Here is a 22,314-nt window from a genome sequence, read left to right as displayed (position 1 = left end):
GCGCAGTCACGTGCCACCCCACCTGGAGGAACCCCATGGCGAGCAGGCCCCAAGGACGCGGGCACCGGTTCAACCGGCTGCTCGACCGCTGGCCCACGGCGCTGGCGCTGGCCCTTTCCGCCGCGACCTTCGGCGGCACCGAGTCGGCCGAGGGGGTGGCGTCGTTCGCGTCGATCCTGGTGCTCCTGCCGTTGCTGTACCTGGTGGTCGCCAAACTGGAGGCGCGCCGGGCGACCTGGCCGCTGCTCGTGGCCGGGATCGCCCTTGTGGTCGTGCTGCGTGCGCTCGACCTGGTCGCACCGGCGGCGGTGTTCTCCGCCCTCGCGCTGATCGTCCTGCTCTGGAGCGTCGTGGACGGGCACCTCTTCCGATCAGGGACGTTGCAGGTGCAGGCGCTGGGCATGCTCGCCTTCGGCGCGCTGGGGCTGATCGGGCTGGCCGTGCATCCTGATCTGGCCCGCTACCTGGTGGCGGCCGGATGGTTCTTCCACGGCGTCTGGGACTTCGTCCACCTCCGGCGGGACAAGGTGGTGGCCCGGTCCTTCGCCGAATGGTGCGGCGTCATCGACGTCGTGATCGCCATTGAGTTGATCTTCAAGTGGTAGGCCGGCGCCTGGGTGGGCCGTGCACCGCGAGTGGCAACATCGCGGTGCAGCGGTCGACGTGCCTCGCGTGCCAGAAGAGATCAACCCGCTCTGCCCTGCGCGAAGGACCTTAGATAAAGCGGCCGTGCAACCGTCGGTATCGGAAATTGGTGCGCTGGTAGCCTTCTCGCCGCTTGGGCTGCGGCCGGTGATTCGGCGACGGCTTGCTCTCCCGCGCCGTCGCGATCCTGGCCTTCCTCGAAGCCGGCGCTCATCATCGGCGCGGTGTGCGGGTCCTTGGCTCGACACGGGGAACGGACCAGAAGGGCTGCCTGTCGGCTCGACTCCTGGCATTCGTGCTTCCGGCCGCGCCCCGGCGCGAACGGGCAACGGAGATGGCGCGTTTGATCATTGACCCTTTCGTGACGACTTTCAAGACTCGGAGAGTCAGGCACTGCTTCCGACGGGAGGTCGAAACACATGTTCCGGCGATTGTTCGTCGTTGTGACGATCTTGGCGACATGCCTGGTCGCCATGCCTCAGGCCGCTCATGCCCAGTCCTGGAAGAACTACAGAATCACCGACACGTGGCACTGCAAGCCGGATGCGTCCAACACGTGGATGATCACGCTCACCGTCTGCACCGTGATCAACGGAACCCTCGCCCAGGGGGTCGTGATCGTCTCGAACAACACCCAGGAATGGTTGTCCGTCCAGGCGAACGTCCGGGCCTACTCCCGGGGCTCCGAAGTAAGGAACTCCTCTGATTGGTGTGACTGGGCCAACCTCGGATTGGGCAGCTCGGCGTGCTTCGGCCCCACTTTCAGCCTGCCCTGCACAGCGAACGTCCAGGGTTACGCGAATGTGGGCTACAGCTACGCCTCGGAGGGCTCGCCCGTCGACTACCGCGAGGCGTTCGCGGCGACGAACCAGATGTGCATCACCACCTGAAACGACGGCGGCCGGTCGCCGTGGCTGTGCAGTCGAAGGGCAGCCACACCCGGAACCACGGCGGCTGACCGCCTCCAGACCACCAGCCAGCCCAGCTGCCGGTGGGCGCGATCAATTACTTCGATCAACTGGTGAAGTTCAGCGGCGGACGGACACGGGTGATCGATGAGTCGGCGGCTCTGCCGATGACGTACAGGAAACCGGAGATTCGCGCCCCGGGGTGGCCTCATGTCGCCCGTGTCCGGCGGCACATGGGCGCTGCTCAACGGCACGTCGATGGCCTCGCCGCGTCACCCGCGAACGCCCGCGTCACCTCCTCGTCGGGCCCTTGGCCGCGTACACCGCCAGCGCCCGCGCGTAGTCGCGCAGGTAGTGCGAGTACCTCGCCAACCTGGTCGCACCTCGCCAACCTGGTCGCACTGCTGCCGGCAGCCACGTCGATCCGCACGACGGTGCCACACCACCACCGGGGCCTGCGCGGATCGGGCCAGGAGTTCGGCGCTCTCAGGACGATCGGCGTCGCCCGCGACCGGAGCCTGTAAGCGTGCGGGTCAGTACGCCGCTCCATTGGCGCGACGGCCGGGCGAGCTGGACAACGAGCTGACGGCGGTGTGCTTGACCCAGGCGCCGGTCGCCGAGCCGTCAGGGCTGCGGTTGATCGAGACCCCGTCGGAGTTCGCCAGGCTCGACGAGTAGGTCATCGACTGGACCGTCGTCCCGGTCGAGTCCCGCAGGATCACCTGGTCGCCGCTGTTGGACAGGTTGAGGTCACCCGTGCTCGCGGCCACCCCCGCGACGCCGCTGGGGATCGCGGAGCCCGCGCCGAACACGGTGATCGCCTTGCCGGGCTGGAGCGTCGTGCCGGAAACGAAGGTGTGCCGCGCCGCCGACCCGTCCCGGAGGGTCCAACCGGCGAGGCTGATCGCCGTGCCGCCCGTGTTCACGAGTTCGACGGCCTCGCTGGCGGTGCTGCTGCCCGGCTCGTTGGCCAGCACCTCGTTGATCATGATGTTGGCCGCTCCGCCGCCACCGGTGGTGACGTTCTTGGTGGTGGTGTGGGTGGCGCCGTCGTCGTCGGTCACGGTCAGCGAGACCGGGTAGGTTCCGGCCGACGCGTAGGTCACGGCCGGGTTGGCGGCCGTCGAGGTCTGGCCGTTGCCGAAGGTCCAGCCACGGCTCACGACGGTGCCGTCGGAGTCGGTGCTGCCATCGGTGAACGTGCAGCTGAGAGCGGTGCAGGAGTGCGTGAACGACGCCGTGGGCGGCTGGTTCGAGCCGCCGCTGCCGCCGATGACGAAGTCGTAGCGGGCGAACACCGGGTAGTGGTCGCTGGTCGTCGACGCGTAGTTCGGGATGTAGGCCTGGGGCTGGAACGCCTTCGCCGAACCGGCGACGTACTTCGCCTGCACCTCGTTGGTGATGAGCTGGTGGTCGATGAAGTCCGGGTAGCCCGCCGTCGACGACACGCCCGCCAGCGACAGGGCCCGCGTCGGGAACGTGTAGCGCGCGGTGTCGCTCACGAAGTTGGCGTAGGGCGACGCCTTCCCGGACGTGATGGAGGTGTCGACGTCGTCGTTCCAGTCGCCGATGACGAAGACGTTCTGGGTGGGATGGGTCGAGTCGATGTACGACTTGAGCGCCTGCGACGCGGGGCTGCGCAGGTTCCACGCGGACTGGTCGGACCCGGCCTTGGCGTGCAGGACGATGAAGACGAGGTCACGCGTGACCCCGTCGAACGTGCCGCGCAACGTGAACTCCACCGGCGGCCGGCCGGCGAAGTTGCTGTTCTGGCTGGTCAGGATGACCTTCGCGCTCACCAGAGTCGCCATGCCGGCGCGCCAGACGAGGGCGACCTTCTGCTCGGCGTTGCTGAAGTCCGAGTAGTACTGCGCGCCGTTCGTCACCCGCGAGTCGTTGGCGAGCACTCCGGTGTATCCGGGCAGGCCGGCCACGAGCGTGTTGAACGCCGAGGCGCTGACGATTTCGCCCAGGCCCCACACGTCCATGCCGGCGCCCGCCATGAGGTCGCGGGCGTTCTGCTGCTGAAGCGCCTCGTTGGTCGGCCCGTTTCCGGTCGCGCCGAACCATTCGATGTTCCAGTTTCCGACGTCGAGCTGCGTCGCCGATCCCTGCGACGGAATCGTGGCGGCGTTCGCCGTGGGGGCGGTGGTGAGCGTGGCCATTGACATGGTGGCGGCCAGAGCCCCCGTGAGCGCGCGGAGCCTGAGATTCATCGGCAGGAGACCTTCCGGGTCGAGGTGCGGGGACGGGCCCGCGACCATGCTGACGGCGGGCTCACGGAAGTGTCATCAAATGCGCACAGCGGTTATCGCAAACGTGTGGCCACGTGAGGGTGAACATTCGACAGCGGGGCCGATTGACGTGTGGAATGTCGAATCAATGCCAATATGGACGCCGAAATTCTGTCACTCGCGCCCATCATCAGAGGTAGTGGAGTGATCCGGGCGGCCCACGATTCTGGTGTGGTCGCGCCAGCAGTTTCGCGTTCAATGAAATGGCGCCGCAGAAATACAATTCTTTCGCGCCTTTGGGGATCCCCCCGAACGAATTGTTTTCGCGGCGCCGAGAACGCAGAACTCAAGACCCTGACGACCGGCGCGGCACGGCTCCCGCGCGATCAGGAGGTGTCACTGGTTCCGTTCGGACTCGCGCTCCTGGTATTCGCGCGGCGACACCCCGTGGAAACGGGAGAAGGCCGCGCTGAACGTGGGCAGGTGGGCGTATCCGATCCGGCGGGCGACGGTGCTGGGCATGGCGCCCCCGGCGAGGAGGTCGCGGGCGATGCGCATGCGGGCGGCATAACGCCAGCGGCCCAGTGTCATGCCCGTCTCGTCGCGGAAGGCGCGGTGGATCTCGGCGTCGACGTCGTGCGTCCCGCCGGGTTCGCCGATGCGGCGCAGGCACTCCATCGCCACCGCGCGGGCGTGCGGGTCGACGGGCATCGGGACCGACAGTGCTCGCTGCGTGGCGACCTGTTCGGCGAACAGGTCGAGGATGTGGCGGGGGTCGTGGTCGTCGGGGCGCAGGGCGGACCGGGCGCTGATGGAGCAGAACATCAGGTAGTCGTCCCACGCCGGTGAGAACCGTACTTGCAGCGGCGTTGTCAGCTGGAGGTCGCCGGTGCTCGCGTTGCCCAGGGGCAGGGAGACGGAGTTCTCGCGGAGGCCGGTGACGTGGTCGGTTTCCGCGGGGATCCAGGTCGCGACTCCGCGCTCCCGCTCGTAGCGGTGGTCGCCGATGTCCAGGTAGCCGCTGCCGCGGTACATCCAGCTGAGGACGTGGACGTCGTTGGTGTGCGGCGGCGTGCTGGCCGGGGGCAGCATCTCGGGCGCGGCGGGGGTGTCCGTCTTGCGCATCATCCGGATCAGGTCGTCGGCCTGCCGTGCCGCCGCGGCTTGTTGCGTCGGGCCACCGGCGCCGGGTCGGGCCGCCAGCTCCCGTGCGAACTCGTGGGGGGTCAGTCCGAACCGTCCCTTGAAGGCCCGGGTGAGGCCGTTGCGGCTGGCGAAGCCCACTCGGGTGGTCACCTGGTCGAGGTCGTAACCGGCGGCGAGGAACTCCACGGCGGCGGCGAGCCGGCAGAGCAGCCGCCACCGCTCGAACGTGAGCCCGGTGTCGGCGACGAAGTCACGGCGCAGGGTGCGCGGGCTGGAGAGCACCCGTGAGGCCCATTGCTCGACCGTGAGGTCGAGCGCGGGGTCGCGACGAAGTTCGTCGGCGACCGCTCTGGCGCCGCGGGTTCGCGGCATCGCCGCCGGGGCGAACCCCTCTGAGCTCGCATGCGAGCCGGGACGCCGGAGGAGCCGCTCGATCGCCTCGGGGGAGTAGCCTCGGCCGCTGAACGGGGTGACCTGCAGGTTGAACAGCTGGATCAACCAGTCGTGCCAGCCGCCGGGAACGTTGAACCGCGTCAGGTCCGACGATCCCCAAGCGCCGACGTCGGGGAACAGCGGGAAGGCGACGGTGCCCGGCTCGGTGGTGATCGACCGCTCCGCCCAGCCGTCGGCGGGGATCCAGGCGCCTTCGCCGGGGTTGAGGTGGAGCGCCGGCCCGTCGTCGAGGCGTACGTGGGCCGTGCCGGTGCGGACCCAGAGCAGCAGCGGTCGAACGGGCGTATCGACCGAACCCCACCGCGCGGCCGGGATCGGCGGCGGGTCACCGGCGCCTGCGGGGAACGACGGAGGCACCATGTCCTAACCATACGGCAGTCTGCGCACACCAAACCTAGTAAGGTGTGCCTAACCTTACCAGTGCGTGCCCTCCTGACGCCGGTGCGCGGCCTCTGTCCTCGAAACGACCGGAAGGTGCGGTTCCGCATGCCCAAGACCTCGCGCCGGCTCACCGTGCATCCGCCGACCCTGCGCCAGGTCGAGGTGGTCCGGACGGTCGACGTCACCCCGGGGATGCGGCGGGTCACGCTGGGCGGCGAACAGCTGCGTGCGTTCACCACCGCCGACGGCTTGGTGCGGCCGGCCTTCACGTCCTCGGGCTTCGACGACGACCTCGCCGTCTACTTCCCCTACCCGGGCCGGCCCGACCCGGTGCTGCCGGTCCAGGGCGCGGCCAAGCTGATCGTGCCCAAGGATCCGCGACCGCTGTCGAGGGCCTACACGGTTCGCCGATGGGACCCCGAGGCCGGCGAGCTGGACGTCGACTTCGTGAAGCACGGCGTCGGCGCCGGCACGACCTGGGCCTATCGCGCCCAGCCGGGGGACCTGATCCACCTCAGCGGCCCGAGCACGTCCAAGGACTTCCCGGCCGGCGCCGACTGGCTGCTCGTGGCGGGCGACGACACCGCGCTGCCCGCGATCGGCCGCCTGCTCGACGAACTCCCGCCCGACGCGCGGGCGCAGGTGTTCATCGAGATCGCCGAAGACGCATACCGTCAGGAACTGCGCGAACTGCCCGGGGTGGACGTGACCTGGGTCCGCCCCGGCTCGCTCACCGAGGCCGTCCGGGGCGCGGAGTGGTGGCCGGGCCAGGTGTTCGCGTGGCTGGCCGGTGAGCACACGGCCGTCCGGGACATCCGCCGGCACCTGGTCGAAGACCGCGGCGTGCCCAAGGAGGACGTCGACTTCGCCGGCTACTGGCGTCGCTCCGCGGTCGTCGCCCTCGAAGCCGACGGGGCGGTGCCCGACCCGGAGAAGACGGTCACCCCGTTCCAGCGGCTCCACGACCTGACCGAGCTCGTCGCGCCGGTCGCGATCCGCACCGCCGTCGAGCTGGGCGTTCCCGATCTGCTCTCGCGCGGCGTGACCGGCGTGACCGAGCTGGCCGCCAAGGCCGGCGCCGACGAACGCGCGCTGGGCAAGCTGCTGCGCTATCTGCGCACCCTGGACGTGGTGACCGAGCCGGAACCGGGTCACTACGCCCTGACGCCGGTCGGCGACGTGCTCACTCTCGACTTCATCGCCGACCGGCTCCACTCCGCCGGGGTGGTCGGCCGCGAGACGCTCGGGATCCACGGCCTCACGGAGTCGGTCCGCACCGGCCGGGCCGCCTACGCCTCGGTCACCGGCCAGACCTTCGCCGACGTACGGGCCGAGCAGGACTACGAAGACCGTCACCTGGAGCGCCTGGCGAAGTTCCAGCCCGCGCTCGCGGGACCGATCGCCGCATCCGGCCTGCTCGCCGGGGTCGGGCACCTGGTGATCCACTCCGGTGGCGCGGGCGCCCACGCCCGTGAGTACGTCGCGGCCCACGAAGACCTGCGCGTGACGATCTGCGCCCTGCCCGCCCAGGCCGACTGGCTGCGCCGCGACCTGCCCGCCACGATCCCCGACGAGCGGCAACGCGCGCGGGTCGGCGTGCTGGAGCAGTCGGTCTTCGAGCCGAGCCCGGCGGCCGACGCGGTGCTCGTCAGCCGTGCCTTCAAGACCCTGCCCGACGCCGACGCCGCCCACGCGCTACGCCGGGCGGCCGAGAACCTCGTCCCCGGCGGCCGGGTGCTGCTGATCGAGGACGTCTTCGACGTCGACGCCCTCGACGAGCACGACGGCGAGGAAGACCTGATCGCCCTGGCCAGCCACGGCTCCGGCCTGCGCACCGCGGCGGAGCTGGACGCCGTCATCGCGCGGGCCGGCCTCACGCGCGGGTCCGCGCACACCGTCGGGCTGGGCGTCACCGTCCACGAACTCCTCCCCTCCACCCCGAGAAGAAGAGAACACCCATGAACAACACCCCCGTGATGCGGCGCGGCGCGGCCCTCGCCGCCGCGCTGATGAGCGCGTCGCTCGTCCTCACCGCCTGCGGCGGCGACGGTGACGGCACCGGCGTCCAGGCCGCCGAGACCCGGAGCGCCGAGCCCGCCGGGACGCGCAGCGTCAAGGCGGAGAACGGCACCATCGAGGTGCCCGCCGACCCCCAGCGGATCGTCACGATCGGCAACACCAACCTCCCCTTCATCGATCTGGGCGGCAAGCCCGTCGGCGTCACCGAGGTGTCCGACTCCGACCTCGCCGCGCTGCCGCAGGACCAGAAGGCCGTGTACGAGGCGGCCGAGGTCGTCGGCAGCAACGGCGGCGAGGTGGACCTCGAGAAACTCGCCGCCCTCAAGCCGGACCTGATCCTGGTCCAGTTCCACTCCAGCGACTGGGACAAGGTCGGCGAGCGGCTCGAGGCGATCGCCCCGACCGTGCTCTGGGGGCTCGACACCGAGTGGAAGGCGTTCGCCGACGCCATCGCGGAGGCCGGCGACGTCGCCGACGCGCTCAGCCGGCAGAAGGCGGAGTTCACGGAGAAGGTCGCCAAGATCCAGTCGACCTACGGCAAGGTCATCGGCGGCACCTCGTTCGTCGACGTCTCCCGGGGCGACTGGAACGATCCCGGCACCTTCTACATCGCGGACATCGGCTGCTCCGAGATCGCCCGCGACGACATCGGCCTGGACCTCCCCGAGGCGGCCGAGGGCAAGGACCCCCTGGCCTACGAGTCGCTGCCGTTCGAGCAGATCGGCGAGCTGTCCACGTACGACGTGATCACCTACCCGGTCGACGCCGAGGGCAAGCCGACGGCGTCCTTCGTGCCGGTGACCGAGACCAACACCTGGAAGGCGCTGCCCGCCGTGACCTCCGGTCGTGCGCTGGGACTCTTCTGCCCCGGCAACAACTCCTACGGGCCCGTCATCCGTTACCTGGACTCGCTCGACAGCGCGCTGGCGACCCTCCCAGCCGCGAAGTGACAACCCTCACCCTGCGGCGGGACGGTCCGGGCGCCAAGACGGCGCCCGGACCGCGTCGTCGCCTGCTCGGACTGGTCGTCGCGCTGGCGGCGCTGGCGGCCCTGCTGGTGCTGAGCGTCATGATCGGGTCGACGTCGATCGCGCCGTCGGCGGTGTGGGACGCGCTGGTCCGCTCCTCGGACGGCATCGACCAGTTCGCCGTCCGCGACTTCCGGCTGCCGCGCACGATCGTGGGCCTGGTCGTCGGCGTCGCGCTCGGCCTGTCGGGCGCGTTGATCCAGGCGCTCACCCGCAACCCCCTGGCCGATCCGGGCGTCCTGGGCGTCCACGCCGGTGCGTCCTTCGCGGTGACGGTCGCCGTGGGGCTGCTCGGCGTCCGCGAGGCGCAGGGTTACATGTGGTTCGCGTTCGCGGGCGCGCTGGTCGTCACGCTGCTGGTGCTCGCCCTCGGGTCGACCCGGCGGGGCTCCTCGCCGGTGGTCATGGTGCTCGCCGGGGTCTGCGTCGGCGCCGTGCTCGGCGGCGCCAGGGAGGCGCTCCAGCTGACCGACCCGGACGCCTTCGACATGATGCGCTACTGGAACGCCGGGTCGATCGTGGGCCGCCCGCTCGAGGTCCTGTGGCCGATCCTGCCGTTCTTCGCGGTGGCGGTCATTTTGGCCTTCGTGGTGTCGGGGCCGCTCAACGCGCTGGCGCTGGGCGACGAGGTGGCGGCCGCCCAGGGGGTCGGGCTGGCGCGCACCCGCGTGCTCGCGGTGATCGCGCTCACCCTCCTGGCCGGTGGCGCCACCGCGATCGCCGGGCCCATCGCGTTCGTCGGGCTCATGGTGCCGCACGTGGCCCGATGGATCGTCGGCCCGGACCAGCGCTGGATCTTCGCCTACAGCATCCTGCTCGCCCCGAGCCTGCTGCTGGTCTCCGACATCCTCGGCCGCGTCGTGATGAGACCCAGCGAGATCCCCGTGGGCGTCGTCACCGCCTTCGTCGGCGCGCCCGTCCTCGTCGCGCTGGTGCGGCGGAGGAAGGCGAGCGGACTGTGAGCGCGCACGTGGACTTCGGACGGCGGGCGCTGGTGCTGCGGCGCGGGCGGATCGCGGTACGGCTCCCGTTCCGCCCGCTCGTCGTCTGCGCGGTGCTCGCGGTCGCGATCGCCGGCATGGCGGTGCTCGCGCTGATGACCGGCTCGTACCAGCTCACCCCCGGGCAGGTGCTCTCCGCGCTGACCGGCCGGGAGACGGGCATCGTCCACGACGTCGTGGTCGACTGGCGGTTGCCCCGGGTGGCGGCGGCGCTGGTGTTCGGCGCGGCGCTGGGGGTGAGCGGGGCGATCTTCCAGTCGCTGTTGCGCAACCCGCTGGCCGAACCCGGCGTCATCGGGTTCTCGCAGGGCTCCTACACCGGCGCGCTGATCGTGATCCTGCTCGTCGACGGCACCTACACACAGTTGGTCGGCGGGGCGCTGCTGGGCGGGATGGCCACCGCCGTCGCCGTGTACGTGCTGGCCCACCGGCGCGGGGTGCAGGGGTTCCGGCTGATCGTCGTCGGCATCGGCGTCTCGGCGATGCTCGAGTCGCTCAACACCTGGCTGATCATCAAGGCCGACCTCGACGAGGCCATGTCCGCGGCCGCGTGGGGCGCCGGGTCGCTCAACGGCGTGTCCTGGGACCGGGTCGTCATCGGCGGCGCCTGCATCGCCGTGCTCCTCCTGCTCGCCGGGGTGGCGAACCGGCCGATGCGGCAGATGGAGCTGGGTGACGACGCGGCCGCCTCGCACGGGATACGGGTCGCGCCCGTCCGCCTCGGCCTGATCCTGGTCGGCGTGGCGCTGACGGCGACGGTCACGGCCGCGTCGGGGCCGATCGCGTTCATCTCGCTGGTCGCCCCGCAGATCGCCCGCCGGCTCGCCCGCACCGCCGGGATCACCCTCGCCCCCGCCGCCCTCGTCGGCGCGCTGCTGTGCCTGGCGTCGGACCACCTCGCCCAGCACGTCGCCCCCACCCCGCTGCCGGTCGGCGTCATCACCGTCGTGCTCGGCGGCGGCTACCTCGCCTACCTGCTGTTCACCGAAGTCAGGAGACGCCCATGAGCGCGACCCCGTCCGCCGCGCGCCTGCGGGTGGAGTCGGCGACGATCGGCTACGACAAGCGGACCATCTCCGAGCACCTCTCGGTGGAGATCCCCGACGAGTCGTTCACGGTCATCGTCGGCCCGAACGCGTGCGGCAAGTCCACCCTGCTGCGCGGCCTGGCCCGGCTGCTGAAGCCGTCGGCAGGGCAGGTCGTGCTCGACGGCGCCGACATCAACTCGTACAAGACCAAAGAGGTGGCGCGGCGGGTCGGGCTGCTGCCGCAGAGCTCGATCGCGCCCGACGGGATCACCGTCGCCGACCTGGTGGCCCGGGGGCGGTACCCGCACCAGGGGTTCCTGCGGCAGTGGACCGACGACGACGAGCGGGCCGTGCTCAGGGCGATGCGCCAGACCTCGGTCACCGACCTGTCCGGGCGCCTGGTCGACGAGCTGTCGGGCGGGCAGCGCCAGCGGGTGTGGGTGGCGATGGCGCTCGCGCAGCACACCGGCATCATGCTGCTCGACGAACCGACCACCTTCCTCGACATCACCCACCAGATCGAGCTGATGGAGCTGTTCACCGACCTGCACCAGGTCGGCCACACCCTGGTCGCCGTCCTGCACGACCTGAACCACGCCGCCCGCTACGGCACCCACCTGATCGCCATGAAGGACGGCGCCGTGGTCGCCGAGGGCGCCCCCGACCAGGTCGTCACGGCCGAACTGGTCGAGGAGGTGTTCGGGCTGCGCTGCCTGGTGGTGCCCGATCCGGTGGCCGGCAGCCCCCAGGTGGTGCCGCTCGGCCGCGATCGGACCCGACGGGAGAGCACGACACATGCTTGATGACCTGTTCGCCGAGAAGCCGTCGACCCCGGAGGAGTTCCGACGGCTTCTGGAGCAGCGGGGCGCGCCGCTCGTCGAGCGGGTTTCCGCCGACGAGGTGGAGGTGACGTTCGTCGACGAACCGGGCGACGACACGACGGTCACCCTCTCGGTGGTGATCGGCCCCCGGATCGGCTTCAACCCGATCGACCGGGAGTTCACCCCCGTGGCGGGCACGCCCTTCCACGTCCTCACCCTGCGCATGCGTTCCGACCTGCGCTTCTCGTACGTGTTCCGGCGATCTGGGCGGCAGGTTCCCGACCCGTTCAACCCGCCGCCGAGGTTCTCGGAGTGCTCGGTCGAACGGTTCTCCGGGGCCTCGGTGGCGGTGCTGCCCGACGCGGCGCCGCTGCCCTGGCTCGACGAGGCAGAGGCGCGGCCGGCTCCGGCGGTGGAGGCCGCCGTACTGGCGAGCGAACTCCTGGGCGACGAACGCCGCATCTGGGTCTCGATGCCCCCGGGGAAGTTCCCGGACCAGAGCGTGCTGCCCTTCGTGATCCACCTGGACGGCACACCCGGCCACAGCGCGCCGAGTGTCCGTGACGCCCTGGTCCGGGCCGGGCTGATCCGGCCGTGCGTGGTCGTCCTCGTCGAACAGCCCGCTGCGCGGCGCGACCACGAGCTCCTCTGCAACCCGGCGTTCTCCCGGATGCTCGTCCACGAGCTGCTGCCGTGGTTGCGCCACCGGTATCCGCTCTCGCGGAACCCCGGTGACGTCGCGCTGGCCGGGGAGAGCTTCGGCGGTCTGTGCGCCGGCTGGACCGCGCTCCACCACCCTGCGGCGTTCGGCAACGCCATCCTCCAGTCGCCGTCGTGCGGCTACCACCCCGACCTCACGTGGGGCACCGGGGCCGGTGAGCTGCTGCGCCGCACCCCCGTGCCGACGCTGATCGCCGACTGCCTGGCCGCCGAAACGGCGCCGATCCGCGTCTTCCACGATGCCGGTGAGCTGGAGGGTTCCAGCACCCACAGCCGCTGGCTCGACCACGTGCTCACCACCAAGGGCTACGACACCCTCTACCGGGAGTTCGCCGGCGGACACGACTACGCGTGGTGGCGAGGACTCTTCGCCGACGCCCTCCTCTGGTGCTTCCGGAGCGAGGCATGAGGAACGCCGCGCGCGACCCCGCAGGACTGGGGCGAGGACCGCTGACCCGCCGGCTGCCGGTGCTCCTGCTCGACCCCGCCGAGCCGCCCGCTGCCCGGCCGTTCCCGTCAGGCCCGGGGATCACCTCTGGCCGGTTCCTGCTGCGCGTGATCTTCTCGGTACGCCGGGTCAGCGTGCCCGCGATGCTGTTGTCGATCGTGTGGCAGGTGGGCGAGTCAGCGGTTCCCGTGGTGATGGGACTCGCGATCGACCGGGCCCTGGCGACCGGAGACGCGGGACAGCTGGTCCTGTGGATCGGCGTGCTGGTGGCCCTGTACACCGCGCTGACGTCGGCGGCCAGGATCTCGCTGCGGCTGACCGCCTACGCGGTGCAGGTGGTGCAGCACCGGCTCCGCGCCACCCTCTCGACGGGCGTGCTGCACCCGGTCGGCGGCGCCGCCCGCGCGCCGGACGGCCGCGTGGTCTCGGTGATGACGAACGACGTCGCGCGCCTGTCGAACGCGGTGATCCTGACGATCATCCCGGTCTCGCGGATCACGGCCATCGTGTTCATCGCGGCGTCGCTGCTGGCGACGCACTGGCTGCTCGGACTCGTGGTGCTGCTCGGGGCGCCCGCCGCGGTCTGGACGATGGGCCTGCTCAGCGAGCGGCTCTCCCGGGACACCCGCGAATACCAGGAGCTGCTGGCCGCCACGGTCGGACAGGCCACCGACCTGGTCGCCGGCTACCGGGTGATCAAGGGGATGCGCGCCGAGGCCGAAGCCGGCGACCGGTACCGGCGGGCCAGCCAGGAGACCCTCGCCAGCGCGAGGCGCAACGCGGGCCTGCTGGGCAGGTTCCTCGTGGGCTCGGGCGTGGTCAGCGGCACCTTCGTCGCCGGGGTGCTGGGGCTGGCGGGCTGGTTCGCCGTGGACGGCCGGCTCAGCATCGGCGGGCTGATCACCGCCGTCGGCCTCACCCAGGCGCTGCTGCCGCAGATCCAGGCGATCGCGAGCACGTCCATCCCCAACCTCGCCGGCGCCCGCGCCGCGTCCGCGCGCGTCCTCGACCTGCTGCGGGACAGTGCCACACCGACGGCCGGGCCCGATGACGCGACCCCGCGGGAGGTCGCCGCGCTGCCGGAACTGGACGTGGTCGTGCCGACCGTCTCCGGACCCGGCGCGCGGATCCGGGTCGGGCCCGGCGAGTTCGTGGGCGTGCGCGCCGACGACCCGACCGCCGCCCGCGTCGTCGAGGCGCTGCTCGACCCGCACGCCGGGGGAGGCGTAGAGACGCGGCTCGACGGGATCGCGGCGCGGGAGCTGTCCCCGGCCGACTACCGCTCCCGGGTGACCGTCGCGCCGCACCGCACCACGCTGTTCAGCGGCACCCTCCGCGACAACCTCGCCGTGACCGCGGCCGCGACCGAGCGGATCGACGCCGCGGTGCGGGCCGCCGCCTGCGACGACTTCGCGACCGACCTCGACGCCCCGGTCGGCGAGGGCGGCAACCGGCTCTCGGGCGGCCAGCGCCAGCGGGTCGCCCTCGCCCGCGCCCTGGCGAGCGACGCGCCGGTGCTCGTGCTGCACGACCCGACCACCGCCGTCGACTCGGTCACCGAGCACACGATCGCCGGCCGGTTGCGCGGTGTCCGGGCGGGCCGCTCGACCCTGCTGATCGCCTCGGCCCCGGCGCTGCTCGCCGCCTGCGACCGCGTCGTCGAGCTGCCCGACTCGATGGGGGCCCGGTGAGCGGGCTGCCGGTCGCGAACGGCCGTGAGACGGTCGGGGAGGTGTGGCGGCTCAGCCGCGGGTACCGGCTGCGGCTCGCCGCGACCGGGGTGCTGGGGATTCTCAGCACCGGCGTCGACCTGGTCGTGCCCTGGGCGATCGGGTTCCTCGTCGACCGCGTGCAGGCCGGCACCGCCGACCTCGCCACGGTGCTGACGGTCACGGTCGTCATGGCGCTCGCGGCGGTCCTCGGCAGCGCGGGCACCGCGCTGACGATCGTGCTGGCCACCCGCGTCTACCACGCCGTCCTCGCCGCGCTGCGCGAACGGCTCGTGGGCCACGCGATGACGCTGCCCCAGCACCTCGTCGAACGCGCCGGCACCGGCGACCTGATCTCGCGGTCGAGCGACGACGTCACCGCGGTCGCCGACGCCGCCCCCGCCGTGATCCCGGTGCTCACCGTCACCGCCTTCACCATCGTCGTGTCGCTGGGCGGGCTCGCGGCACTCGAATGGCCCTACGCGGCCGCCTTCGCCGTCGTGCTGCCGGTGTACGTGCTGGCGGTGCGGTGGTACCTGCGCACCGGACCGGGGGTCTACCGCGCCGAGCGCACGGCGATGAGCGCGCGTGCCCAGCAGATCCTGGAGTCCCAGCGCGGCCACGCCACCGTGCTCGGCTTCGGGCTCGCCGAGCGACGGCACCGGGCGGTGATGACGGACTCGTGGCGCGTCGCGCGGCAGTCGCTCCGCGCGCGCACCGTGCTGAGCATGCTCAACGGCCGGCTCAACCTGGGGGAGTGCCTGAGCCTGGCCGCCGTGCTCGTCGTCGGCTTCGTCCTCGTCGACCACGGCGCGTCGACCGTCGGCGGCGCCACCACCGCGATGCTGCTCGTGCTGCGCCTGCTCGGACCGGTCAACCAGCTGCTGCTGGTCGTCGACACCCTCCAGTCGGCCCTCGCGTCGCTGAGCCGCATGATCGGGGTCGTCATCACCATCCCCTTCGACGCGCCGGGCGCGCAGACCGCGAGCACGGCAGTACGGCTCGACGGGATCTCGTTCCGGTACGGCGAGGGGCCGCGGGTGCTCGACGACGTCACCCTCGACATCCCATCTGGTCAGCACGTGGCCGTCGTCGGCGTGTCCGGGGCGGGCAAGACCACGCTCGCCGGCGTGGTCGCCGGCACCCACCTGCCCGAGGCCGGCACGGTGACCCGCCCCGGCCGTACCGCGATGATCACCCAGGAGGTGCACGTCTTCGCGGGCAGCCTGCGCGACAACCTCACCCTCGCCGCCCCCGCCGCCACCGACCACGATCTCCTCGCGGCGCTGGAAGCCGCCGGCGCCGCGTCGATCCTCGACCGGCTGGACACCCAGGTAGGCGCCGGGGGACAGCCGCTCACCGACGCGCAGGCGCAGCAGCTCGCCCTCGCCCGCCTGCTGCTCACCGACGCCGACCTGGTGATCCTCGACGAAGCGACCGCCGAGGCCGGCTCCGCCTACGCCGGACAACTCGACCGCGCCGCCGACGCCGTCCTCGCGGGGCGCACCGCGGTCGTGGTCGCGCACCGTCTTTCCCAGGCGGCGGCCTGCGACCGGATCTTGGTGATGGAGCACGGCCGGATCATCGAGGCCGGCACCCACGAGGAACTGGTCGACGCCGGTGGGGTGTACGCCGGGTTGTGGACGGCCTGGGAGGCGGCTCAGCCGTAGGGTCACGCGAGAATTGAAAATGATTACCGTTACTATTCTCGCGTACACCCCTTCCAGAACGTTCAGGAACAGAGGTCCCCCCTTGCCTCACGATGACGAAACCTCCCCCAAGAAGCCCCGCCGTGCCTGGCCGGTCGCCGTGGCCGTCGTCGCGGTCGTCGCGGTCGTCGCCGGTGTGGTGACCTGGCGGGGTCAGTCCGGGGATCAGGCTCGAAGCCGGAGCGCCGAACTCGTCGTCGCGGTCGGCGACGTGTCCGGCGGCGAATTCGATCCGCTGAAGGGCTGGGGTTCCCGGCCCGCGCAGATCCGGCTGATCCACAGCTCCCTGCTGGCCGTCGACGCGAACGTCGACTTCGTGGGCGACCTCGCCGCGGCGTACTCCGTCAGCGACGACGCCTTGACCTGGAGCTTCACCCTTCGCGACGACGCCCGCTGGTCCAACGGCGAGCCGGTCACCACGCAGGACGTGATCTTCACCTACGACACGCTGAAGAAGGACGGCACCCGCTTCGACCTGAGCTTCCTCGACCGGATGGAGGCCCGCGACGACTCCCGCGTCGACTTCCACCTGAAGGAGCCCCGGTCGACCTTCGTCAGCCAGCTCTCGGACATCCCGATCCTGCCCGCGAAGCACTACGGCACTGAGTACTCCGCCGACCCGATCGGCTCCGGCCCCTACGTCGTCGCCGACTACCAGACGGGCCAGCAGCTCATCCTGGAGGCCAACCCGTACTGGTACGGCCAGAAGCCGGAGTTCACCAAGCTCACCTTCCTCTTCCTGGGCGAGGACGCGGCCCTGGCCGCCGCCCGCGCCGGGACCGTCGACATCGTGTACGCCCCGCCCGCGTCCGCCGGGCAGCACATCGACGGCATGGACCTGCGAAGTTTCGAGACCGTCGACTCCCGGGCGTTGACGCTGCCCACGCTGCCGTCCGGCGGCAAGGGCAAGATCCGGACCAACGAGGTCTCGGTCGGCGACGACGTGACGGCCGACCCGGCGATCAGGAAGGCGCTGAACATCGGCCTCGACCGTGAGGAGATCGTCCAGATCGTGCTCCAGGGCCACGGCCGGCCCGCCTACAGCCTCGTCGACGGCCTTCCCTGGTTCAACGACCAGGTCGCGTTCGCGGACGGCCGGACCGAGGACGCCAAGCGTGTGCTCGCCGACGCCGGATGGAGCGACGCCGACGGCGACGGCACCGTCGAGAAGGACGGGCGCGCCGCCGCGTTCACCCTGCTCTACCCGTCGGACGACCGGCTCCGCAGCGACCTCGCGCTGACGGTGGCCGAACAGGCGCGGGCGCTCGGCATCGCGATCACCACCAAGGGCAGCACCTGGGACGGCATCTACCTCGACGGCAAGGCCAACGCCGTGACCTGGGGCGGCGGGCGCCACCACCCGCACCAGCTCTACGAGATGTACTCCTCGAAGGTCATCGACACCGGCTACAACAACATGCCGCAGTACACCAACACCACGGTCGACGGCTACCTCGACCAGGCGCTGTCGGCGACCACCCAGGACGAGGCGAACACGTTCTGGAAGCGGGCCCAGTGGGACGGCCAGACCGGGTTCGCGGGGGAGGACGGCGACGCCCCGATCATCTGGCTGGTCCGGCTCGACCACCTCTACTTCGTGCGTGCCGGGCTGGACCTCGGCGACCAGCCGATCCAGGGCCACGGACACGAGTGGGCGCTGTTCAACACCCTCGTCCAGTGGCACTGGGCGAACTGACCGTGCTCCGCCTGCTCCGGCTGGCGACCCTGCTGGCGGGGGTCTCGGCGCTGGCCTTCACCCTCGTCCACGCCTCGCCGATCGACCCGATCCAGGCCTACGTCGGCGCGGACGTAGGTCTCACCGACGAGCAGTACACGAGGCTCCGGGAACACTGGGGCCTCGACCGCTCGCCCGTCGAGCAGTATCTGGCCTGGGCCGGTTCGATCCTCCAGGGGGACCTCGGCGTCTCGACGCTCTACAAGGTGCCCGTGAGCGACGTCATCGCCACCCGCTTCGGCGCCTCGCTGGCGCTCATGGGCGTGGCCTGGTTGTCGTCGGGGGTGCTCGGCTACGCGCTGGGAGTGGTCGCCGCCACCCGTCGCGGGCGGTTCGTGGACCGGGTGGTCTCGTGGTACAGCTACACGCTCTCGGCGACCCCCACGTTCTGGCTCGGCATCGTCTTCCTGGTCGTGTTCTCCGTCTGGCTCGGCTGGTTCCCGGTGGGGCTGGCCGGGCCGTACGGAGTCCCGTCGGACGAGGTCGGCTTCACCGCGCGTGTCCACCACTTCGTGCTGCCGGCGCTGACGTTGTCGGCGGTCGGGGTCGCGAACATCGCGATGCACACGCGGGAGAAGATGACCGACGTCCTGAACAGCGACTACGTCGCCTTCGCCCGCGCCAGGGGCGAGAGTCCCGGCCAGATCCTGCGCAACCACGGCTTCCGCAACTCCGCGGCGCCGGCGGTGACCCTTCAGTTCGCGTACTTCTCAGAGCTCTTCGGAGGTTCGGTGCTGGCCGAGACGGTGTTCTCCTATCCGGGTCTCGGCTCGACCCTGACCGAGGCCGCGCTCGGCGGCGACGTTCCGCTGCTTCTCGGCATCGTGCTGATCAGCGCGGTGTTCGTCTTCGCCGGGAACACGATCGCCGACGTCGTCAACGCCGCGCTCGACCCGCGGGTCAGGAGCCGGACATGACCGTGTCCGCCGCTCGCCGGCCGCGCGGACGACGGGACCTGCTGGTCTCGCTCGCCGTGGTGGTCGTCGTGGTCGCCTGCGTCGTCGCGGGCGGGCTTCTCCTGGACCCGGCCCAGATCCGGCCGAACGCCGGTCCTCCGTCGTCGCCGCCCGGCCTCCGGCACCTGTTCGGGACCGATCACCTCGGCCGGGACATGTTCACCAGAACGGTGCACGGGCTCGGGCTCTCGCTGGCCATCGGCGTGCTCACCGCCGCCGTCGGCACGGTGATCTCGGCGGTGCTGGGCGTCTGCGCCGCGCTCTTCGGCAGATGGGTGGACGGCCTGATCTCCTGGATCATCGACCTGGCCATCGGCATCCCGCACCTCATCTTCATGATCCTGCTGGCCTTCGTGGTCGGCGGCGGCGTCCCCGGCATCGTCCTGGGCATCGCCCTCACCCACTGGATGTCGCTGGCGCTGCTGGTCAGAGCCGACGTACGGCAGATCAGGGGCGCGGAGTTCCTGCTCGTGTCGCGCGGGCTCGGGAGATCTCCGCTGTTCATCGCCTGGCGGCAGGTGACGCCGCTGATCCTGCCGCAGCTCCTGGTGGGGTTCGTCCTGATGTTCCCGCACGTGATCCTGCACGAGGCGGCGCTCACGTTCCTCGGATTCGGGTTCTCCCCGCAGACCCCGGCGATCGGCATCCTGCTGTCGGAGGGCATGCCGCACATCTCCAGCGGGATGTGGTGGCTCGCGGTCTTCCCCGGCGTCACGCTCCTGCTGGTCGTGCTCGCCGTCGCCCGCCTGGGCGACCGCATCCGGACCGTCCTCGATCCCGCCACGGCACACGCATGAGGCCCACATGAGCGAACCGATCCTGAGCATCTCCGGCCTCGACGTCAGTTTCGTCCAGTACGCCAGAGGGCTGCGCACCCGGACGGTCACCGGCATCACGGGCCTGGACCTGGAGGTCGCCGAAGGGGAGATCCTGGCGGTCCTCGGCGCGAGCGGGTCGGGCAAGACCCTGCTCGCCCAGGCCATCCTGGGCATCCTGCCGCACAACGCGCGGACCGGCGGCGACATCGTGTTCCGGGGCTCGCGCCTGAGCCCGGCCCGGCGCGAGCGCCTGCTCGGCCGGGAGATCTCCTACATCCCGCAGTCGGTGACCAGCCTCGATCCGCTGATGCCGGTCGGCGCCCAGGTGCGGATCGGCCTCGATCCGGCGGTCGCGGAGCACGAGCGCCGCCGCCTGTTCGCCCGCTACGACCTCCCGGACCAGGTGGCCGGACTTCATCCGCACCAGCTCTCCGGCGGGATGCTCAGACGGGTGCTGTTCGCGACCGGCGTCCGGGACACCGTCCGGCTGCTCATCGCCGACGAGCCCACGCCGGGCCTGCACGCCGAAGCCGTGGCCGAGGTGCTCGGCCATCTGCGCGAACTCGCGGCCGAGGGAGTGGCCGTGCTGCTCATCACCCACGACATCAACGCGGCCGTCTCGGTGGCCCGGCGGGTGGCGGTCATGAACCAGGGCCACCTGGTGACCGTGGAGGCCGCCGACGCCTTCACCGGCGACGGGGAACGGCTGCGCCACCCCTTCGCCCGCGACCTGTGGCGCGCGTTGCCCCAGAACCGGTTCTCGCCAGGAGGCACCGAATGACACTCGTAGTGGACGCCCTCGGCTTCGGCTACCCCGGTGGAGCGCCGCTGTTCCGCGACGCCGAGTTCCGGGTGGACGCCGGCTCCGTGGTCGGCGTCACCGGCCCGAGCGGCGCCGGCAAGTCGACGTTCGGCGCGCTGCTGGCCGGTGACCTCCGGCCAAGGTCAGGCGTGATCACGGTCGACGGTGCGCCGCTGCCCCTGCGCGGGTTCCGTCCGGTGCAGCTCATCCACCAGCACCCGGAACACGCGGTCAACCGCACGTGGCGGATGCGCGCGGTGCTCCGCGAGTCGCACGCGGTGCCGCAGGAGACCCTCGACCAGCTCGGGATCGAACCCGGATGGCTAGACCGCCGACCCGGCGAACTGTCGGGCGGCGAACTCCAGCGCTTCTGCATCGCGCGAGCGCTCCACCCCGCCACCCGGTACCTCGTCGCCGACGAGATGACGGCCATGTTCGACGCGATCACCCAGGCGACGATCTGGCATCGGCTGCTGGCGATCGTCCGGGAACGGGGCCTGGGCATGGTGGTCATCAGCCACGAGCCGGCCCTGCTCGACCGGGTCTGCGACGAGCAGGTCGCGGTGGAGACCTTGCGGTGACCCCCAGGGCGAACGGAGCCGCGCAGTGACTCTGATCTACCGCGAACTGGTTCATCTCTCGAAATGGCGGGGATGAGCCCAGCTCATTCTCATATGCTAATTTATGCATGTGAATCAGGTTCCGGATGACGACGGATCCGCCCAGGCGCTCGGCAAGGCCAGTGAACTACTGCGATCCCTCGCTTCGCCCATCCGTCTGGGAATCGTCCGCGAACTGTCGGCGGGAGACCGGCGCGTCCACGAACTCGTCGACGCGTTGGGAGTCAGCCAGCCGCTGGTCTCCCAGCATCTGCGGGTGTTGCGCGGCGCCCGCATCGTCGCCGCCCACCGGATGGCCCGCGAGGTCGAATACTCCCTGGTCGACGAGCACGTGGCCCACATCGTTCTGGACGCGATCCGGCACGTCGCCGAAGCGTGATCGGCGCCGGCCGGTCGGCACAAATCTTCGAACACGCCAACATGCATAAGTTGCCATATGGCAACGCTGTAATACCGTCGAAGGGATAGATCAACTCGTCATGGCATAGGGGAAGTGGCTGACATGTCCACCACGGCAGAGCATCCGACGCACACCGACCACCCGCACACGCACGGAGACGGCTGCGGTCACGTCGCGCTCCCGCACGACGGCCACGTCGACTACGTCCACGACACTCACATGCATCGCCCGCACGGCGACCACTTCGACGAATGCACCGTGGCCGGCCACACGGTCCACGAGAACCACGATCACCAGCACGGCTCCGACTGCGGCCACGTCGCCGTTCCGCATGACGGCCACACCGACTACGTACACGACGGCCACCGCCACGCCAGCCACGAGGGTCACTGGGACGAGCACTGACCGCCACGGCGGGCCGGGTTCCGAGGAGTCCGGCTCGTCGGATGTGAGCAGGTGTCGTCGTCGACCGTTTCGCGGCCTCTCGACCCTCGTCGCGGGAAGGCGAAAGTGTTCGCCGCCGCAGTTCAGAGTTGACGTCACGCGGGATCGGCGGGGTCGCGACGCTGCCGCAGGCGCGGGGGAGCGAGCTGGCGGCGGATGTCGAACACCGTAGCGCGGCCCTTCGAGGATCACCTCACGGTCGCGGGGAAGCAGATGCTCTCCGCCGCCGAAGGCGAAGATTCGCGAAACGACGGAGCCCTTCCGTGAAAAGAAGTGCTCCGCGTTTCCG

19 protein-coding genes are annotated in these 22,314 nt (G+C 70.9%); 17 read left to right on the top strand and 2 right to left on the bottom strand.

The features are described from left to right. The first annotated feature begins 35 nt into the window (after positions 1-35). Both AW274_RS25220 and AW274_RS25215 read left to right on the top strand, forming a co-directional pair. Positions 36-605: a hypothetical protein gene (locus AW274_RS25220; RefSeq protein WP_062436875.1), complete on the top strand. Its 570-nt coding sequence runs from the start codon at positions 36-38 to the stop codon at positions 603-605. A gap of 600 nt (positions 606-1,205) precedes the next feature. Continuing rightward, positions 1,206-1,535, top strand: coding sequence for a hypothetical protein (locus AW274_RS25215; protein ID WP_157520710.1), 330 nt, complete (start codon positions 1,206-1,208; stop codon positions 1,533-1,535). A 551-nt stretch (positions 1,536-2,086) separates the two neighbouring features. Here the strand turns inward: AW274_RS25215 and AW274_RS42710 are convergent. Next, positions 2,087-3,769, bottom strand: coding sequence for a lamin tail domain-containing protein (locus AW274_RS42710; RefSeq protein WP_062437951.1), 1,683 nt, complete (start codon positions 3,767-3,769; stop codon positions 2,087-2,089). Positions 3,770-4,183: 414 nt separating this feature from the next. Next, positions 4,184-5,746, bottom strand: coding sequence for a helix-turn-helix domain-containing protein (locus AW274_RS25205; RefSeq protein ID WP_083974783.1), 1,563 nt, complete (start codon positions 5,744-5,746; stop codon positions 4,184-4,186). A 126-nt stretch (positions 5,747-5,872) separates the two neighbouring features. Here AW274_RS25205 and AW274_RS25200 point away from each other — a divergent pair, with 126 nt between their 5' ends. The 15 genes from AW274_RS25200 to AW274_RS25130 all read left to right on the top strand — a co-directional run bounded on the left by AW274_RS25200 (position 5,873) and on the right by AW274_RS25130 (position 21,986). Then, complete coding sequence (locus tag AW274_RS25200; protein WP_062437947.1) at positions 5,873-7,729, top strand: siderophore-interacting protein; 1,857 nt, start codon at positions 5,873-5,875, stop codon at positions 7,727-7,729. Beyond that, positions 7,726-8,736: an ABC transporter substrate-binding protein gene (locus tag AW274_RS25195; protein ID WP_062436872.1), complete on the top strand. Its 1,011-nt coding sequence runs from the start codon at positions 7,726-7,728 to the stop codon at positions 8,734-8,736. Before AW274_RS25200 ends, AW274_RS25195 begins: the two co-directional genes overlap by 4 nt. Continuing rightward, a complete protein-coding gene (locus AW274_RS25190) occupies positions 8,733-9,776 on the top strand; it encodes a FecCD family ABC transporter permease (RefSeq protein WP_232320357.1) in 1,044 nt (347 codons plus the stop codon). The genes AW274_RS25195 and AW274_RS25190 overlap by 4 nt, the downstream gene beginning before the upstream one ends. After that, positions 9,773-10,822 (top strand): FecCD family ABC transporter permease, encoded by a 1,050-nt coding sequence (locus AW274_RS25185; protein WP_062436870.1) that lies wholly within the window; start codon positions 9,773-9,775, stop codon positions 10,820-10,822. Before AW274_RS25190 ends, AW274_RS25185 begins: the two co-directional genes overlap by 4 nt. Then, positions 10,819-11,646, top strand: a complete 828-nt coding sequence (locus AW274_RS25180; protein WP_062436868.1) for an ABC transporter ATP-binding protein — start codon at positions 10,819-10,821, stop codon at positions 11,644-11,646. The genes AW274_RS25185 and AW274_RS25180 overlap by 4 nt, the downstream gene beginning before the upstream one ends. Next, positions 11,639-12,793: an alpha/beta hydrolase gene (locus AW274_RS25175; protein WP_062436866.1), complete on the top strand. Its 1,155-nt coding sequence runs from the start codon at positions 11,639-11,641 to the stop codon at positions 12,791-12,793. The genes AW274_RS25180 and AW274_RS25175 overlap by 8 nt, the downstream gene beginning before the upstream one ends. Then, on the top strand, positions 12,790-14,523 hold the full coding sequence (locus AW274_RS25170) for an ABC transporter ATP-binding protein (protein WP_198169402.1): 1,734 nt from the start codon (positions 12,790-12,792) through the stop codon (positions 14,521-14,523). The genes AW274_RS25175 and AW274_RS25170 overlap by 4 nt, the downstream gene beginning before the upstream one ends. Next, on the top strand, positions 14,520-16,211 hold the full coding sequence (locus AW274_RS25165; RefSeq protein ID WP_062436862.1) for an ABC transporter ATP-binding protein: 1,692 nt from the start codon (positions 14,520-14,522) through the stop codon (positions 16,209-16,211). Before AW274_RS25170 ends, AW274_RS25165 begins: the two co-directional genes overlap by 4 nt. Before the next feature lie 82 nt (positions 16,212-16,293). Then, a complete protein-coding gene (locus tag AW274_RS41485; protein ID WP_062436860.1) occupies positions 16,294-17,946 on the top strand; it encodes an ABC transporter substrate-binding protein in 1,653 nt (550 codons plus the stop codon). Further along, complete coding sequence (locus AW274_RS41480) at positions 17,928-18,902, top strand: ABC transporter permease (protein ID WP_198169401.1); 975 nt, start codon at positions 17,928-17,930, stop codon at positions 18,900-18,902. The genes AW274_RS41485 and AW274_RS41480 overlap by 19 nt, the downstream gene beginning before the upstream one ends. Beyond that, positions 18,899-19,738, top strand: coding sequence for an ABC transporter permease (locus tag AW274_RS25150; RefSeq protein ID WP_062436858.1), 840 nt, complete (start codon positions 18,899-18,901; stop codon positions 19,736-19,738). Before AW274_RS41480 ends, AW274_RS25150 begins: the two co-directional genes overlap by 4 nt. Positions 19,739-19,745: 7 nt before the next feature. Continuing rightward, positions 19,746-20,540, top strand: a complete 795-nt coding sequence (locus tag AW274_RS25145) for an ATP-binding cassette domain-containing protein (RefSeq protein ID WP_062436856.1) — start codon at positions 19,746-19,748, stop codon at positions 20,538-20,540. Continuing rightward, complete coding sequence (locus AW274_RS25140; protein ID WP_062436853.1) at positions 20,537-21,142, top strand: ABC transporter ATP-binding protein; 606 nt, start codon at positions 20,537-20,539, stop codon at positions 21,140-21,142. The genes AW274_RS25145 and AW274_RS25140 overlap by 4 nt, the downstream gene beginning before the upstream one ends. 109 nt (positions 21,143-21,251) lie before the next feature. Continuing rightward, positions 21,252-21,560, top strand: coding sequence for an ArsR/SmtB family transcription factor (locus tag AW274_RS25135; protein WP_232320354.1), 309 nt, complete (start codon positions 21,252-21,254; stop codon positions 21,558-21,560). 123 nt (positions 21,561-21,683) lie between these two features. Then, on the top strand, positions 21,684-21,986 hold the full coding sequence (locus AW274_RS25130; protein WP_062436850.1) for a hypothetical protein: 303 nt from the start codon (positions 21,684-21,686) through the stop codon (positions 21,984-21,986). Positions 21,987-22,314 lie beyond the last annotated feature (328 nt).

This window comes from Herbidospora daliensis, from assembly GCF_001570585.1.
GTDB lineage: Bacteria > Actinomycetota > Actinomycetes > Streptosporangiales > Streptosporangiaceae > Herbidospora > Herbidospora daliensis.
Note: the sequence above shows the minus strand (reverse complement) of the source record. Positions and strands in the feature narration are given on the sequence as shown.

Excerpts from the sequence above, each read along its gene's own strand:
- AW274_RS25195 (WP_062436872.1), top strand. The coding sequence starts at position 7,726 with ATGAACAACACCCCCGTGATGCGGCGCGGCGCGGCCCTCGCCGCCGCG.
- AW274_RS25205 (WP_083974783.1), bottom strand. The coding sequence starts at position 5,746 with ATGGTGCCTCCGTCGTTCCCCGCAGGCGCCGGTGACCCGCCGCCGATC.
- AW274_RS25200 (WP_062437947.1), top strand. The coding sequence starts at position 5,873 with ATGCCCAAGACCTCGCGCCGGCTCACCGTGCATCCGCCGACCCTGCGC.
- AW274_RS25140 (WP_062436853.1), top strand. The coding sequence starts at position 20,537 with ATGACACTCGTAGTGGACGCCCTCGGCTTCGGCTACCCCGGTGGAGCG.
- AW274_RS25145 (WP_062436856.1), top strand. The coding sequence starts at position 19,746 with ATGAGCGAACCGATCCTGAGCATCTCCGGCCTCGACGTCAGTTTCGTC.
- AW274_RS25150 (WP_062436858.1), top strand. The coding sequence starts at position 18,899 with ATGACCGTGTCCGCCGCTCGCCGGCCGCGCGGACGACGGGACCTGCTG.
- AW274_RS25170 (WP_198169402.1), top strand. The coding sequence starts at position 12,790 with ATGAGGAACGCCGCGCGCGACCCCGCAGGACTGGGGCGAGGACCGCTG.
- AW274_RS42710 (WP_062437951.1), bottom strand. The coding sequence starts at position 3,769 with ATGAATCTCAGGCTCCGCGCGCTCACGGGGGCTCTGGCCGCCACCATG.
- AW274_RS25175 (WP_062436866.1), top strand. The coding sequence starts at position 11,639 with ATGCTTGATGACCTGTTCGCCGAGAAGCCGTCGACCCCGGAGGAGTTC.
- AW274_RS25220 (WP_062436875.1), top strand. The coding sequence starts at position 36 with ATGGCGAGCAGGCCCCAAGGACGCGGGCACCGGTTCAACCGGCTGCTC.
- AW274_RS25180 (WP_062436868.1), top strand. The coding sequence starts at position 10,819 with ATGAGCGCGACCCCGTCCGCCGCGCGCCTGCGGGTGGAGTCGGCGACG.
- AW274_RS25215 (WP_157520710.1), top strand. The coding sequence starts at position 1,206 with ATGATCACGCTCACCGTCTGCACCGTGATCAACGGAACCCTCGCCCAG.
- AW274_RS25130 (WP_062436850.1), top strand. The coding sequence starts at position 21,684 with ATGTCCACCACGGCAGAGCATCCGACGCACACCGACCACCCGCACACG.